This is a genomic window from Paenibacillus sp. DCT19 (assembly GCF_003268635.1).
Lineage (GTDB): Bacteria > Bacillota > Bacilli > Paenibacillales > Paenibacillaceae > Paenibacillus.
In genome coordinates this window covers 274,268-291,897 of sequence record NZ_CP029639.1, presented here as the reverse complement: position 1 = coordinate 291,897, position 17,630 = coordinate 274,268, and the positions used below count along the sequence as shown (strand labels likewise).

6 protein-coding genes are annotated in these 17,630 nt (G+C 47.1%); all 6 read right to left on the bottom strand.

From position 1 onward, the window contains the following. Nucleotides 1–2: 2 nt before the first annotated feature. The 6 genes from DMB88_RS01265 to DMB88_RS01240 all read right to left on the bottom strand — a co-directional run bounded on the left by DMB88_RS01265 (nucleotide 3) and on the right by DMB88_RS01240 (nucleotide 17,347). The gene (locus DMB88_RS01265; protein WP_128099906.1) at nucleotides 3–1,607 is read right to left on the bottom strand and encodes a condensation domain-containing protein; all 1,605 of its coding nucleotides are present in this window, start codon (nucleotides 1,605–1,607) and stop codon (nucleotides 3–5) included. Continuing rightward, nucleotides 1,583–7,951, bottom strand: coding sequence for a non-ribosomal peptide synthetase (locus DMB88_RS01260; RefSeq protein WP_128099905.1), 6,369 nt, complete (start codon nucleotides 7,949–7,951; stop codon nucleotides 1,583–1,585). Before DMB88_RS01260 ends, DMB88_RS01265 begins: the two co-directional genes overlap by 25 nt. Next, complete coding sequence (locus DMB88_RS01255) at nucleotides 7,944–13,736, bottom strand: non-ribosomal peptide synthetase (protein ID WP_128099904.1); 5,793 nt, start codon at nucleotides 13,734–13,736, stop codon at nucleotides 7,944–7,946. Before DMB88_RS01255 ends, DMB88_RS01260 begins: the two co-directional genes overlap by 8 nt. A gap of 73 nt (nucleotides 13,737–13,809) precedes the next feature. Continuing rightward, a complete protein-coding gene (gene ablA / locus DMB88_RS01250; protein ID WP_128104258.1) occupies nucleotides 13,810–15,213 on the bottom strand; it encodes a lysine 2,3-aminomutase in 1,404 nt (467 codons plus the stop codon). Between the two features lie 374 nt (nucleotides 15,214–15,587). Further along, nucleotides 15,588–16,871 carry an MFS transporter gene (locus tag DMB88_RS01245; protein ID WP_254438413.1) on the bottom strand — a complete coding sequence of 428 codons (1,284 nt, stop codon included), beginning with the start codon at nucleotides 16,869–16,871 and terminating at the stop codon, nucleotides 15,588–15,590. Continuing rightward, a complete protein-coding gene (locus tag DMB88_RS01240; RefSeq protein WP_128099903.1) occupies nucleotides 16,868–17,347 on the bottom strand; it encodes an ArsR/SmtB family transcription factor in 480 nt (159 codons plus the stop codon). The genes DMB88_RS01245 and DMB88_RS01240 overlap by 4 nt, the downstream gene beginning before the upstream one ends. Nucleotides 17,348–17,630 lie beyond the last annotated feature (283 nt).

Genomic DNA, 17,630 nt, shown 5'->3' with positions numbered 1-17,630 from the left:
GGTCAGTACTCCTCCTCTAGTTCGTTTGCAATACTCTCCAGTTCGAATTCGGATAATTGGTTATCTTGGAGCACTTGGGACAGCTTATTGACCATTCCAGTATGTTGGACTAGTGCCACAGCCTCTTGGATCACTTCATTAAAATAATCTGCTGCTCTTTCCACGCTACTCTGTGAAAATTGACGGCTGCTATACATCCATTTCAAATGAAGTTCTCCACCTGAAATCCAGCACACCACATCAATCAGATGACCTCGTTCATTATCTGAACCCCAGTCAAGGCTCGTATACTCTTCCGTTTCCTCAAATCCGGAATATTTACCGGACGTCTGGTATTGACCCAGATAATTAAAGCTGGCTATGGGTGCTACAGCATTCTGAGTTAACACGGGATGGTGCTTCAAATAGCGCAAAATGCCATAATCCATGCCTTTGTTCGGAATACGGAGAAGCTGCTCCTGAACATGCTTGATCAGTCCGTCTACTTGATGAACACCACTGAGATTGACGTACACAGGATACATACTGGTAAACCATCCAATCGTACGGTTCAGGTTCAGATCCTCAGCGATCTCTTCACGGCCATGCCCTTCAAGATGAATCCATACATGGTCGCTTGCACTCCAATTCGCTAACGTGCTGGCAAAAGCAGCAAATAAGACCTCATTAACCTGAACATGCAACTGCCGAGTAACTTCCTCTCGCAATACAGTCGTTGGCTCCACCTTCAACGTTCTGAGGACAACTGCCGTATCTACTACCTGATTGCTACCTTGTGCATCGTCTAATTTAAGCTGGAATTCATGCCATTTAATCTGCTCACTGACATGTGTCCAGTACTGCTCAACTTGTTCGGGAATGTTATGGCTTGCATAGTCAGCCAGTCGCTCTGACCATTTCAGGTACGACGTCGTTTTTAACGGAAGACGAACTTTCTGCTGGGACGCCAGCTTCATGTAGATATTCTCCAGATCCTCCATTACAATTCGCCACGATACACTGTCCACGACCAGATGGTGAATTACGATTGCCAGTAGATCTGGCCGTGTGGAACCCATACGCATGTAAAGGGAATGCCACAATGGGCCTGCTTCAATATCCAAACTGGACTGAATCTGATTCAATTCAGACGTTACTGTCGCTTGGATATCCGCATCCTGTACATGAGATAAATCACGAATCGTAAGTTGTACCTCGGTACCTGAGTCACGACAGGTCTGCGTCCATGCTTGTTGTTGGTTGTCCAGGCTAAACGTCATACGCAATGCATCGTGATGAGACTCCAGCAGCTCTAGCGACTGGTGCAGGATATCCAGCTGCAGTGGCTCTCCTACCTTGATCACTACGGACTGATTCCAGTGATTCGGGCTCGCATGTTGTTGTGCAAAAAACCATTCCTGGATCGGAGTTAGCGGCGCTGTACCAGTCACCGATCCCTGATCTTCATTTAAGCTCCGTACCTCTCCAGCCCGAACAGCAAGTTCGGCGATGGTAGGATAGAGGAAGACCTGTTGATTTTTGAGAGCAATGCCACGCTCATTCGCTTTGAAAATCATCTGGATACTGACAATAGAGTCGCCGCCTAGCTCGAAGAAATTATCTGCCACACCGATCTGTGTAACCCCAGAACCTCACTCCAGATCTCACACAGCACTTCTTCAACAGGTGTACGAGGCGTTACATGATTCTCCTTATTGTCATTCTCTTGTGTATTCGGTTCAGGTAATGCTTTGCGGTCTACCTTTCCATTCGGTGTAAGAGGCAACTCATCAAGATGAACCCAAGCGGCTGGGATCATATACTGTGGCAGCTTTTGCTTCATATAGCTCCGAAGCTCTGACACCATCTGCTCCTGCTCACCCTGTAATGTAAAATAAGCGACCAATTGTCTGCCTGTACCTGCAGTCTCTCTTACCTGAACGATGGCAGAATTCACGGCTGGATGCCCTGCCAACACGGACTCAACCTCACCCAGTTCAATTCGGAAGCCACGAAGCTTCACCTGATGATCTGCTCGTCCAACAAATTCCAATGTAGCATCTGTTCGATAACGAACCAGATCCCCCGTTCGATACAGACGCTCTCCAGCCTTGAACGGATGTGGAATGAATGCCTCAGCTGTTAGCTCTTCGCGGTTAAGATAACCAACAGCCAGTCCTACACCACCGATATACAATTCACCCGGTACACCAACCGGTACCAGATTACGCTGACGATCCAGCACGTATAACTCGGTATTGGGCAGAACACTCCCGATGGAAGGAGCCACATTCAGCGTATCTGCCTTCTTCGGGGCTACCGTTCCTGCTGTACAGAGAATGGTATATTCTGTTGGACCATAATGGTTCGTATATTCAAAAGGCAAACCAGCTGGCGGTTGAACCTGAAGCCGATCTCCACCAGTCATCATTGTGCGCAGTGATCCATCGGACGGCCAGCGTTGATCCAAGAGCTGTTCTGCAATAATAGGAGATAAGAAGCAACGGGTAATACCTTCGGCGTTAATCCGCTCTCGAATCGCCTCTGCATCCGCAACGATATCCTGCTCCCAAATATGAATACTCGCCCCAGCACTTAGGAATGGCCACACCTCTAGAATCGAGGCATCGAAGCCCATCCGTGCAGCTTGTGCAGCGCGATCACGTGGGGTTACGTTATACCGCTCGTGATGCCAACGTGCAACGTTGAGGAGACCGCGATGCTTGAGCACAACACCTTTGGGCAGACCCGTCGAGCCTGATGTGTAGATGATATAGGCTGCATCGTCCGGCGTTGCCGTTATCGAAGGATTGTTGTCATTACCACTCCTGAGCCACGTTTCCTCCTGATCAATACAGATCGTTTCTGCCGTCCATTGCAAACGATCCATCAGAACAGACTGTGTAATCAGTAGTGGAACACGAGCATCCTGCATCATATATTCCAGTCTTCCTTCGGGATAACTCGGATCGAGTGGAACGTAACATCCTCCGGACTTAAATACAGCAACCATCGCAGTCAGCCATTCAGGAGAACGATCGATGTACACACCTACATTGGTACCAGGAACAACGCCTCGTCTGCGAAGCTCATGAGCCAGTTGATTCGCTTTACGGTTCATCTCTCCATAACTTAACTGCTCATTCAAGTAAGCTACTGCCAGTTGATTAGGTGCACTTGCCGCATGCATCTCGAATAGTTCATGTACACATTGCTCAAGGGAATAATCCCCCTCAGTGCGATTCCATTCCACTAACAGAAGATTCTCTTCTTCCTTGGATAACAAAGGTAAATGGCTAATAACCTGTTCCGGCGCACTTGAGATACCTTCCAGTAAAATGTGTAGATGCCCTACCATCCGCTGGATGCTTTGCTGATCGAACAATCCTGTATTGTATATCAATTCTCCCGATATACCTTCGCCGCTTTCCTCCATAATCAGAGACAGGTCGAATAATGCAGTTGTGCTTGCCTGCTCTACTGAAGTCACCTTTATGTTCGGAAGTCGAATATCATCTCCAGGTGCATTCTGTAATGCAAAAAACACTTGAAACAGCGGAGTGTAGCTCGGTTCACGATCAGGCTGGAGTTCGCTTACGAGCTTCTCAAACGGCACATCTTGATGCATGTAGGCACCCAGTGCCATTTCCTTCACCTGGGACAACAACTCTCGAAAATGTAAATCATCCGACAGGTGTGCGCGCATCACGAGTGTATTCGCAAAGAAACCGATCAGCCCCTCGGTTGCTTCTTGGTTCCGGTTCGCAATCGGTGTACCTACCGTAATATCCTCTTGCTGACTATAACGGTATAAGAGCACATTCCACGCAGACAGCAACAGCATGTATAACGTTACTCCTTCACGGCGGCTTAGCTGCTGCAAGGATTGGAGTAGAGAAGGCGCTAGCGTGAAACGTACCGCAGCTCCATCAAATGTCTGAACAGCAGGACGCGGGTAATCCGTCGGCAACTGCAGTACCGATACCCCCAGTAATTGCTGCCTCCAGTACTGCATCTGTTGTTCCAATATTCCATCCGCAATCCACTTTCGTTGCCACACCGCGAAGTCAGCATAATGAATAGGTAGCTCTGGCAATACCCGTTCTGCTACATTTCTCAATCCAGTAGATCCATCCAATCCAGCAGATACACCAGTTTCGTCAATTTCATCAGCAATGACAGCTGAACCATCCAAAGCGGAATACAATTCACCCAATTCCCGGGCAAAAATACTCATAGACCAGCCATCCGATATAATATGATGCATCGTCACACTAAACAGATATTCTTGCGGTGCAATCTGAATTAACAATGCGCCCAGAAGTGGGCCTTCCTGCAGTGAAAAGGCTTGATCGCGATCTTCATCAATCCTGTGAAGCGCCTGTTCAAGCGGATTAGAATGACCCTGCCAATCCAGATAAGTAAACACAGAAGGTAACGTCGGTAAAATGTGCTGCACCGGATCTCCGTTTGATCCAGATAAAAAGCAGGTACGGAGCGACTCATGCCGCTGTATCAATTTCGCTAAGCTATTCTCAAGCAGATCTGGCCGCAACTGCCCATGAATTCGCCAAAGGGAAGGAATATGATAACTGCGATTGCCTGGGTACATCTGTTCAAAGAACCACATCCGTTGCTGTGCATAGGACAATGGCAATTCCTGCTCCCGAGAAGTCCTAACAATCTCTTCAGGGGCAATTCGTTCTTCCTGAATTTCCTGAATCTCACGAATGGACTTCGCCATCTGCGAAAGCACCGGGCGTTGAAAGACTTGGGCAAGTGGGTACTCGATGCCAAACAGCTTCTTCACCCGAGATACAATCTGTGTGGCTAGAAGGGAATGACCCCCAAGCTCAAAGAAATGATCATGCGCACCAATCCGCTGTAACCCCAGCACGTCTGACCAGATTCCCGCCAGCATCTCTTCCACCGGATGTCGCGGAGCCACATAGTCCTGTGCGCCATACAGCTCACTCGGCGTTGGTTCGGGCAGGGCTTTACGATCCACCTTGCCGTTTGGTGTTACAGGGAATCGATCCAATACGACCCATGCCGCAGGCAACATGAATTGTGGCAGCTTCGGCTTCATATATTCACGTAGCTCGTTGACCAGTACGACAGTGGCTTTGCCACGGGAGGACTCCGGCTGAGTTGCAATGTAAGCAACCAGTTGCATCCCTGTTTCACCAATCTCCCGTGCCTGCACAATGACGCTATGTACAGCTGGATGACCCACTAAAACCGACTCGATCTCACCCAATTCGATGCGGAATCCCCGGATCTTCACCTGATGATCCGCACGACCAATGTAGCTCAAGGTGGCATCCGCGTTGTATTTCACCAAGTCTCCGGTTCGATACAAGCGCTCTCCTGATCGGAACGGATGTGCCACAAACTTCTCGGCATTCAGCTCCTCCCGGTTCAAGTACCCAATAGCGACCCCAACCCCACCAATGTACAGCTCACCGGGCACACCCCGAGGTACTGGATTCTGGTAAGCATCTAACACATACAACTGTGTATTCGGGAGCGCACCGCCAATCGATGGAGGGGTAAAGCTGCCATCCTCTGCCTCCACCGTAGAAACAGTACTGAGAATCGTACACTCCGTTGGTCCATAGATGTTCACGTAATCAAAGGTGAGATGCGCGGGTGGACGCATTTGCAATCGTTCACCACCTGCGAGCAGTGCTCGCAATGCCCCATCCTGCGGCCAGGTAAGCGGCAGCAGTTGCTCTGCGACCACTGGAGGCAGGAAGCAGCTCAGTGTGATCTGGTGATCCAGCAACCAGTGTTGCAATCCCTCCGGGTTCAGCACAATCTCTTGCTCCATCAGGTGCACACTGCCTCCGGAGCAGAGCAACGGCCAAGTTTCCAGCAAGGAAGCGTCAAAGCCCATCCGCGCGATCTGAGCGCCGCGGTCTGCCGGGCTTGTCCCAAACCGACCCTGGTGCCACAAAACAACATTCAGCAAGCCTTGATGACGAAGGATTGCGCCCTTAGGCTGTCCTGTAGAACCCGATGTATAGATCACATAGGCTGGATCTTGCGCAGTTGACCATGGCTCTGGATTAGCTCTGTACTCACTGTAATCACTGTTTTTACTGCTCTCAAGATTCTCGCCGCTATCCCACGTTTCCCAATCCGATTCCCGATCCAAACAGAGTACCTCTACCGATGGCTCTATAGTCAACCGGTTCAGCACTTGCGAATGGGTCACCAACAGCGGGACATTGGCATCCGCCATCATACAAGCCAGTCGTTCCTCTGGATAGGTCGGGTCGAGCGGCACATAGCAGGCTCCTGATTTGAACACGCCAAGCATGCCAACCAACCAGTCAACAGAACGCTCCGTGCAGACTCCCACATAACTCCCCGGATGCGCTCCCCGCTTACGGAGAGTATGCGCCAAGACATTCGCCCGTTCGTTCAGCTCACCATACGTGATCTGCCGATCCTTGTCCGTTGCAGCGAGTGCTTCGGGCGCTCTAGCTGCTTGCTCTTCTACCAGCTGATGTACAAGACAGCTCCAATCATAGGCTTGATCCGTCTCATTCCAATCGACCAGTAGTTGGTGGCGTTCTGGGGCAGACAATAGCTCAAATTGATCCAAAGTCTGCTCTGGATTAGCCATGGCCTGTTCAAGAAGCCGCTGGAAATGACCTACCATGCGAGCCACCGTTTCTTCGTGAAACAGGTCGGTATTATATTCGAATAAGCCACGAAGTCCGTCGTGATTCTGCTCCATCGTCAGCGACAGGTCGAACAAAGATGTTCTCCAATCCACCTCTATTGCTCCCATCTCAAGCGTGTCCAACTGTAGAGTGACATCATCGTTCTCTTCCATCGTGAACAACACTTGAAATAGTGGCGACACACCCGGATCTCGATCGGGCTGAAGCTCCTCGACCAGCTTCTCGAACGGTAGATCCTGATTTTTGTATGCTAACATTGCCTCGTTCTTAACCTTCTGCACCACTTCAGCAAAACTTGTATTTCCCTGAAGCGAAGTTCGCATCACAAGTGTATTCACAAACGATCCAATGAGAGGTGTGACTTCCTGTCGTACCCGATTGGCAATAGGTGTACCTACAGCAATGTCCTCCTGCTGGCTGTAACGGTACATTAGGGTTTTGAACGCAGATAGAAAGATCATGTAAAGTGTCACTTTATGCTCACGACTGTATTGCTGGAGAGACTTCTCCAGTGTAGATGACAGGCTAAATCTAGCATGATCTCCCCGATACGTCTGTACAGAAGGCCGGGGGAAGTCAGTTGGAAGCTGCAGCATCTGTACACCGTCCAGCCGCTCCTTCCAGAACTTCATCTGTTCACTTGCCTGCTCACTCTGTAGCCAGTCTCGTTGCCACACCACATAATCACTGTATTTGATATCGAGCGGTGCAAGTGTGTACGAGCTTCCCTTCACCATCGTGGAGTACAGTGTTGTTAACTCCTCGGACAGCAGACGGATCGACCAGCCATCAGATATAATGTGATGCATATTGACGAGCAGTACATGATCATTCTCGTCAACCGGGAGAACAGCAGCCCTGAACAACGGACCTTTTCCAAGATCAAAGACACGATTCTTCTCCTGCTCCACACGCTCCACAATCGCCTGTTCAACCTCTTGTTCCTTATCCAGGGATAACCGTTCCAGCTTGAACTGCAGCTGAGGCTGAATTGATTGAACAACTTGACCATTCATATTGTGAAACGTAGCGCGGAGTGAATCATGACGATCCACAATCACCTGAAAACACCGCTCAAGCACTTGCCAATCCAATGAACCACGAATACGCCAGTTTAATGAAATGTTATAACCGACATTCACTGGATCGAACTGATGTATGAACCAGAGTCGCTGCTGTGTATATGAAAGTGGGAAGTACTTCTTCTCACCTTTCTTTTGCAAAAGCGCTTTGAGTAGTTCTCTCTTTTGTTCCATTGAGGTCTCAATTTTATCCAAGATGCTGATCCTCCTCTAATAGAGCTGCGAGTAATTCCTCGACTTCCTTCTCAGTTAATGCATCCACAACGATATCCGTAGTCTGTTCGCGTTGGATTGCTGTGAGCGGTGTTGACGTCAATTGCCAGTCATGGTGCGTTTCCTCGATATATGTTGCCAGTTCATGAACGGTAGGATGGTCAAAAATATCACCCAACGGAATTGAGATATGGCAAGCCTGCTCTACCTGGAACAGGAATTGTGTAAGCTTCAACGAATGTCCGCCGATCTCAAAAAAGTGATCATGGATTCCCACTTGTTCCAGTGACAGCACATTAGCACATATCTGGCATAGCAATGCCTCCAAATCTGTGGTTGGTTCAACATAATCATTTGAAGGCGTAACATGTGATTCATCAGGTTCCGGCAAGGCTTTACGATTGATTTTGCCACTTGGCGAGAGCGGCATAGAGTCCAGCTCGACCCAAAGTGTTGGGATCATATAGTAAGGTAACGACTGGCGTGCAAACTCTCTTAGTTCGGACACTGTAACCTGCAGTCCACTTTTGACTACAAAATAACCTACCAGCTGTTTGTCCCCAGGCACCACTTCGTTCACAGTAACCACCATGGAATCCACTGCAGTATGCTGGTGCATGTACTGCTCGATCTCATGCAGCTCAATGCGGAAGCCCCTGACCTTCACCTGATAATCGGCTCTCCCCAAATACTCCACATGTCCGTCTGCTCGATATTTGGCTAAGTCTCCCGTCTTGTAGACACGTTCTCCCGATCTATAAGGATGCGTAATAAACTTCTCCGATGTGAGCTGCTCCAAGTTGTGATACCCTCGTGCAAGGCCTTTGCCGCCGATATGCAGCTCACCAGCTACTCCGATCGGAACCGGATTCAAGTATGGATCAAGAATATACAGTTCTGTATTATCAATCGGCCGGCCCAAATCTACGGTATCTGCATGCGTCAGATCTCGAGCAAGCGACCAGACGGTGGTTTCTGTAGGACCGTAGAGGTTGAAGATTTTCCCTTGGAATCGGCTTTGTAATTGTTGCAGCAGAGCCATCGGTAGTGCTTCCCCGCCTAACATAATTCCGGTCATTCCACTTAACCGTTGCTCCATCTGCTCATCCACCCATATCTGTTGCAGACGTGAAGGCGTAAGCTGCATCCAGTCTGGTGACGTACGCGCTAGAAACTGGTTCAGCGCATGAATATCCGTCTGCTCTCTACCTGAAGCTAGGGCTACTTCCATTCCAGCGATAAGGGGTACGAGTGCCTCTAGAGCAAATATGTCAAATGATACGGTTGTTAGCGCAGCAATGCGATCGCCCGTCTTGAAATCAAGCAGTCGGATCATGCTATGGGCAAAGTTAGCAAGTGCTTCATGGGTGATTTCCACCCCCTTAGGTCTGCCTGTGGAACCCGAGGTATACATGATATAGGCCAAATCCTGCAGGTTCGTGAATGAAAGACGATCCTCATCCTGGTGATTCGTTTCCATAGGCGGCACTGACATAACATGACCTGTGTAATCCTGTGGAACCTGCATCGAACCATCACATAAAACAAGACTGGCTCCACTGTCGCTTAACATATAGCTAATCCGATCTGCCGGTAGGGCAGGATCAATAGGAACATAAGCACAACCTGATTTCATAATGCCAAGTATGCCAACCATCATCTCCATGGAACGTTCCATATAGAGAGCGATACAGCCACCTGACTGCACACGCTCAAGCAATCGAAAGGCTAGCTGATTACTCCAGCTCTCTAATTGCTGATAGGATATACCGTCCTCTCCAAAGGTGAGCGCAGTCTGAGCTGGCGTCTGCATAGCCTGCAAACTGACCAATTCCGGCAATGCAACTCTTCCCGGGAAGATTCGTTCCGTCTGATTCCACTCCTGAATCATAAGCTGATGCTCTGCCTCTGACTGAATCGAAATATCTTTTAATTGAAGCTGAGGTTGTGCAACAACTGTCTCCAGTAGTGTTACGAAATGATCCTTCATTCTTACAATGGTTGCTTCATGGAACAGATCCGTATCGTACACCCATTCCCCCGTCAATCCGTGCTCGGTTTCCTTAAACGTGAGGGATAGATCAAATTGAGCAATGCCATAATCGATCTCGCATAATTCCATATTGAGATGAGGCATAATCACCTTTTCGTCCGGCGTGTTATGTAGTGCAAAAAACACTTGAAAGAGCGGTGAGGTCTCTCTCTTCCGTTCCGGTTGCAGCTTCTCAACTAATTGCTCGAATGGATACTCCTGATGGGCATAAGCCTCAATGGATACCTTCTTCACCTGTGCTAACAGATCCAAGAATGATTGCTCTGGCGAGACATGTGTACGGAGAACGAGTGTATTCACAAAAAGTCCGATGAGCTCTTCGGTCTCAGGCCAGTTTCGATTCGTAATGGGAGAACCGACTGCAATATCCTCCTGATAGGTGTAGCGATACAACAACACATTGAAAGCAGATAACAGCGTCATATACAAAGTCGTTTCTGCCGTTTCACATACACGCTTCAAATCGTTGTTTAATGAATCACTTATATGAAACGCAATTATTTTCCCACTTCGCTTATTCTGCTGCTTAGACTTACTTCTATCTGTAGGCAAGGATAAAGGTGTCAGATCAGCTAATTGCTTTACCCAATATTCCTCATGTCTGCGAAGAACATCGCCACTTAACCATTGCCGCTGAATATGGGCATAGTCTTCATACTGCACCTTTAACGGTTCAAGCGACGTAGGACGGCCCAGCAGGTAATCTCCGTACAGCAAGCCTAGTTCCCTAACAAATAGCTGAACGGACCATTCATCGGATACAATGTGATGCATGTTGAGGAACAGCAGGTACTCCTCTTCCCCTAATCGGAACAAACGCAAACGAACTAATTGTCCTAAGGTCAAATCGAAAGGGCGCTTTACCTCCTGCTCCATCCATTGTAGGGCTTCGCTATGAGTAACAACTTTATCTTCATACGTAAGAATTGAATCGTCAGCAGATATAGGTACAGTTGCATAACCAGGTTCTCCGCCGATATTCGGATACTTACTCCGAAGGATATGATGCCGTGATAGGATTTGATGAATTGCTCGTTTCAGTGCATCAAGATTCAGCGATCCCCTCACATCCCACACATAGGGCATATGATCACTGTAGGAATCCTGATGAAGCTGATGTGTGAACCAGAAGCGCTTTTGGGCAAAAGAAGGCTCTGGCTTCGCTAGATTAGATTGGGCTAGCAGCGCTGGTCGCAACTCCGATTCATTACCATTCAACAGTCTGCCATCAATAAGCTCTGATACGCCCGCAATGGTTGGTCGCTCAAAGAACTCTGCAATCGTCATATCAATAGGATAGGACTGTCGCATGCGAGCAATAATTCTTGTAGCTAATAGAGAGTGCCCACCAAGCATGAAGAACGAATCATGTAGCCCAATCTCACTCAGTCCAAGGACATCAGACCATATAGCAAGCACCTGTCGCTCCGTAGGCCGATATTCCGAGAGGTTTCGCTTCAAGGAATCCTCATGTTTTCTCTCAGGCAAAGGCAAAGACTTTCGATCCAGCTTGCCATTAGGCAACAATGGGATATTGTCTAGCTCCATCCAGAAGGAAGGCATCATATACTCAGGTAAGCGATCTTTCAAAAAAGCATATAGTTCCTCTGTACTCACTGCACCGGTGCGAGGCATTTTGGGAACATAATAGAGCACTATCCTTTTGTCATCCGGCGAAAATTCATGAACCGTTGCTACGATATTTTTCAGTAAGGGATGCTGGGATAATAAAGCTTCAATCTCACCAAGCTCGATGCGGAATCCACGGATTTTGACCTGATTATCGATACGACCTACGATCTCCAGGCAACCATCGTGATGATAACGTACTAGATCACCGGTCTTGTACATACGAGCCCCCGGTTCAAACGGGTTGTCCAAAAATACGGAACGATTCAAGTCAGGTTGTTGCAAGTATCCATAAGCCACGCCTTCTCCACCGATGTAAAGTTCCCCAGCAAACCCAGGCGGCATAAGTTGCTGGCGCTCATCAAGTACATACATCCGAGCGTTAGGGATAGCGTATCCCGCTGGAATGCGGCCATATTCCTCTTTCATCTGGCTCATGTCAAACAATGTGGTCGTAACCGTTGCTTCTGTGGGACCATACGTATTGATCAACCGGATCTGATCTCCGGCTAGCTGAAGCCACTTTTGGTAAATGACCATAGAAGGTTGTTCGGCATTAAGCAACACCATACGCAGGTTATCAGGCAAAGGAAATCCGAATTCTCCGCAGTCCTCCACCCAACTATGCCAAAACGCAGTAGGTAGGCTTAATACGCTGATGTGCTGTTCAATGATATAGTTCGTAAAATCGGAATCTGGATATCGATATGGATCAGGGACAAATACAACCGTTGCACCACTCAGCCAGAACGGAAAGATTTCTTCAATCGTGGCATCAAAACTAATCGGTGCAAACTGCAAAACTCGATCCGCTGATGATATGTCCAAGGCATGAATAATGGAGTACAGATAACCGGTCAATGAGCGGTGACGAATCGCTACTCCCTTCGGAAATCCGGTTGATCCCGATGTGAAAATAACATAAGCAAGCAGATCAGCGTGTGCCTTGTGCTGGTAGGTCATAGCTTGAGAAGCAATACTGTCCTGTTCTGTCCTTAAATGAATCTTGGTTACGTCACTTCCCAGTTCGAGGTCTGCCTCATCTATAATTAAAAATCCTAGCTCCGCTTGCCCTGCCATATATTCCAGCCGACTTACAGGATAACTGATATCAAGTGGCACATAGGCTCCACCACATTTCAGAACAGCCAGCTTGGCCACAGCCATATGTATGGACCGACTCATATATATGCCAACATGATCACCAGGAACCACACCCCTGGTCTCCAAATAATTTGCCAGCTGGTTAGACGCTTCCGCAAGCTCACGGTAACTCAAGCGGGCATCCAGTGACTCCACTGCTATCGCATCCGGTGTACTCTGGGCTTGAAGATCAAAAAGCTCATGTACACATTGATCCTGAGGAAACTCAAGGTGCGGCGCAGACCACTCCGATAATAGCTGCTCTTTCTCGTATGGAGTCAAAAAAGATACCGTATCTACATCCAGGTCAGGCTGCTTAGCAATCTGAGCAAGCAACGATACAAGATGCTCACGCATGCTGCTTATCTTGTCCTCATCTAACGTACTACCATGATTTAATAGCTGTACGTTACACGAAGCCTCTGTCACATTCCATATCAGCTCAGCAGAGAATGAATGTGCAGGCGATAATCGCGTATTAACTTCGGCTGGCTTCGATTCTTTCCTGACTAACCCTAGCGCATCCTCAATGTTGAAAAATACTCGCATCGTCAAAGTATCAGAACACTTCTCCGTTGTGGCATTCCCCTCTGTCCAAGACTCCAGACACAGGCTAGCTTGTTCAGCAATCTTTCTAAACCGTTCATTAATCTGAGTTAATAACTTCGAAAAGGAGATGTCTGTTGTAAAAACGGTGTTTACCGAAATCATATTCTTCAGATCGTCTCCAGAATACGAGGTGTAATCCGTTGCTTCATCCCGCGGGAAAACGAGAGCGATATCCACCTCATCCTTACCGGAATATCGATGTAAGAGAACCTGTACAGCTGCTAGTATCATCATGCTCATAGAGGTATCCTGTGCCTGGCATATCCCCCGCAGCTCTTGTATTAATGAATGATCCACATCCAGAAAGGAGATGCTCCGTTCAGAATAAATCAACTCTATCCGCTCCCTTGACTATGATGATCCATTACACGAATGGAGGTATCTGTCTCATTGAAATCTACCGACATTAATCAGCAAGGATATGTTCGCCTGATGGACGAAGATCTTTATTCATTTTCTTTTCCTTAAGTCGATCACGATTCTCCCGTTTATCCTTCAAGGTCTCAGCTCCACTATTTCTGAAGGCTTCCCTCTTGGAATATCTCTCAAGCTCATCCGGAACGAGACTTTCCTGTTCATCCCCGTTGTAGAAGCTAGAGACGCCTGTCGTTCGATAGGCAACTGAATTGCCATAATATGCATCGAAGTAGCGATCTGCTGTACCCTCTTCATAGTTGCGAGGCTCAGGGTAGGCTGTAATTACACCTTCAAAGTTCCGTAGAATGGTTTTGCCAGGTGATTGAGAAACGATGTAGTTAGGCTGAACCGGAATTTTGCCCCCACCGCCTGGAGCATCCACCACAAAGGTAGGTACGGAATAACCCGAAGTATGTCCTCTGAGAGACTCCATAATCTCAATTCCTTTGGAGATCGTTGTCCGAAAGTGACCAATTCCCTCCGATAAGTCGCATTGATACATATAGTAAGGACGAACTCGCATCTTGACGAGGTCCAAATTTAGTTTCTTCATAATGTGGCTGCTATCATTGATTCCTTTGAGTAGTACCGACTGATTGCCCAATGGAACACCTGCATCTGCTAACATCTCACAGGCTCTTCTGGCTTCGTCTGTAATTTCAATTGGTGTATTAAAGTGGGTGTTAAGCCAGATGGGATGGTATTTCTTAAGCATGTTGCACAGATTCTCGGTAATGCGTTGTGGAAATACAACTGGGGCTCTCGTGCCGATTCGGATGATCTCGACATGTGGAATTTTGCGTAGCTCACTGATGATGTACTCTAGAATCTTGTCATTGACCAGCAATCCGTCGCCTCCAGATAGAAGCACATCCCGCACGGCTGGTGTGTTACGAATGTAGGCAATCGCATCTTCCATCTGTTTCTTGGGAACTCCCATTCCGATCTGACCAGAGAAGCGTCTTCGTGTGCAATAACGGCAGTACATCGAGCATTGATTGGTAATTAGGAACAGCACCCGGTCAGGATAGCGATGGGTTAACCCTGGAACTGGTGAATCATCATCTTCCGCAAGAGGATCTTCGAGGTCGTAACTCATCATCTTCATCTCTTGGGATATCGGAACACTCTGCTTACGAATAGGGCAATCGGGGTTATCTGGATCCATCAACATAGCATAATAAGGCGTAATATTGAGTGGAATCGTCTGAGCGGAAATCCGAACACCTTCTTCTTCATCCGGTGTTATACGAATAACTTTCTTGAGTTGATCCACAGTTTTAATTGTATTGGTCAGTTGCCATATCCAATCATTCCAGTCCTTCTCTTCGACGTTCTCCCATAATTCGACTTCCTGATAGTGTCTTCTGTGCTGGGCGGCTTTATCTGGCATTTCACGTTGAGTGTACAAAAACATCTCTCCCCTTCACCATACCTAGTTATGTGATTCATGACTACTTAGCATCGAAGACTACGACTACTCTACAGAAACATCGAAAATACCCTTGTGCATTCATCAGTGTATTCATAGGTACATTCATATGCATCGGAGTACATCAGCGATGTACTCTATAAGATTTATTTGAAATAATATACAAATATATCTTTAAGACCTATTGTAACCATATTTTACTATAATTGAAATAGGAAATTACAAATTCATAATATTGATTACTTAATTTTACATTTTTCTCGTAATTGACTTATCATTCGTGTTCAATTCATCCCGTTTTTTCGTACCAAGAAGATAGATGAAAGTAGACTTTATTAGGCATGTGCATCCTTCACAGGTTCATGATACGAGGTTGGAGTAGCGACTGTTTCTGATAATTCAAGCTGATCAATGGACGGTAACTTCCGAAGCACACCGCTAACGAGCCAATACATACCAAAGATCACCATCGCAATGCCACCAAGTAAAATGGAATACAGCGGGCTTATCGAACCAATTGCTCCACCCACCAAAGCTCCAATTGGCATACTAAACGCTGCGGCACTGGATACAACGGTAATGACTCTACCAATCATAGAGGTCTCAATCTGTCTTTGAATGGCGGAGAACATCAGTACATTGAAAATTCCAATCGTTACAAACCCTGCACCATAAAGTGCGATGGATGGAATCACTGGCAATAGGCTTGCACCGACCCATAATAACCCTGAAGATACGCCGCAAAGCACCGTCAGCTTGCCAAAAGGGAATTTACCAACACGCGGTGTAATAATGGCTCCACATAACAGCCCAACGGACATTGCCGCCATATAATATCCATAGTAGGATTCACTCCCACCTTGCATCAAGGCGAATGCCGGAAGTGTGGCGAACATCGCAGCAATGAAAAAGTTAACAAAGAAGCAGGCCACGACCAGATGAGGGATAATCGATGAACCGGTGATATAACGGATTCCAGCCATAAAGTCTTGCTTGTAATTTTGGAGCCATTTACTGATCTCAGGCTGCTCCTTCTCATCGGTATTTTGAAAATCAAAACGATACAGGGTGTAGATTAAGGACGTACACAAATGACATATTGCCGTAATAAGAATGGCTTGCACGGGGCCGATGAATGCAACCACGATGCCCGCAACAGCGAGAAATACAATGTTCATACTTTCCCGGAGAGTGTTCAGATATGAGTTAGCCTGTACCAGACTGTCCTGAGGTACGATACTGGGGATGACTGTAGATTCTACGGGGTAGGTAAACTGTGAGATCATAGCAACGATAAACAATACGAGAATGCAGTAAAATACGTTCAATCCAAATAATACAGCAAAGAGCGGAATCGAGAACAATAAGGCTGACTTTAGAAATTCACAGAACACGAGACTTTTTTTGTACGATACGTAATTGGCAAAGGGGGCAATCAGGAAGCCTAAACAATCCGCAGCACTGATCGCAAAATAGGCTAATCCTGAATAAAAAACATTGCCGCTGATCGCAAGGACAAGCAGCATGCCAGCCACCTCGTACACACCCGTTCCAATGCCTTTAACGAACATACCAGACAATAGAATATTAAAATTCCGATTGAACAAACGCGTACTCAAGTGATCTCCCCCTCATCATACTCTTTGGCTTCAAAACTGATCTGGTATGCGGTTCTGTCTTGTTTAGACGTTAGTGACTGCTGTGTATATTTGTAGAACAACTCGGAGATTTCGTCACTTAAAGCAGCCAATTCTGCCTCTGACAGCATGATGTAGTTATCACGCTTAGCCCGAAATTGTCTCTTCACCTGTAGTTCTGAATCATTGACTCGAAACAACGTCGCTTTGGCTCTGTAAAATTTCTCAACGATTCCTCTCGAAACCTCCGTATGTACCAGCTCCAAAATCTCATGCTTAAACAATTGCTGGATGTGATAATACGTTGTACCGGGGTCTTTATCCAACCGGTCTGCCACCTGCTTGGACGTCATCGGCTGCTCAGATAACAAAATAATGATCTCGACCCGGAACGGATGCGAAATAATCTTCTGTTGCTCCAACGTGATATCCATCGGCTGCAATGTTTCGTCTGACATAGTCGTTCACCTCTATAACTTTCATAATGTGAAAATTAAAGCAGTAATTAAACTATATAAATTGAACTAAAAAGATTCACACTGACCACTCCGATGACAGAACAACCTTCCGATCGCTGTTATCCCCAGATTTTTCTGATTCCCTTTTCCAAAGGGTAAAATCCGGGGATAAAGACGAACGCTCCGCTTCTTCACGTTATTTCCGTCCTCTTCGTTCTTGTGTAAATGTCTAGTCAATCTATATAGTAATTAAATCAGCGTTTAAATCGATTTATAAATCTAA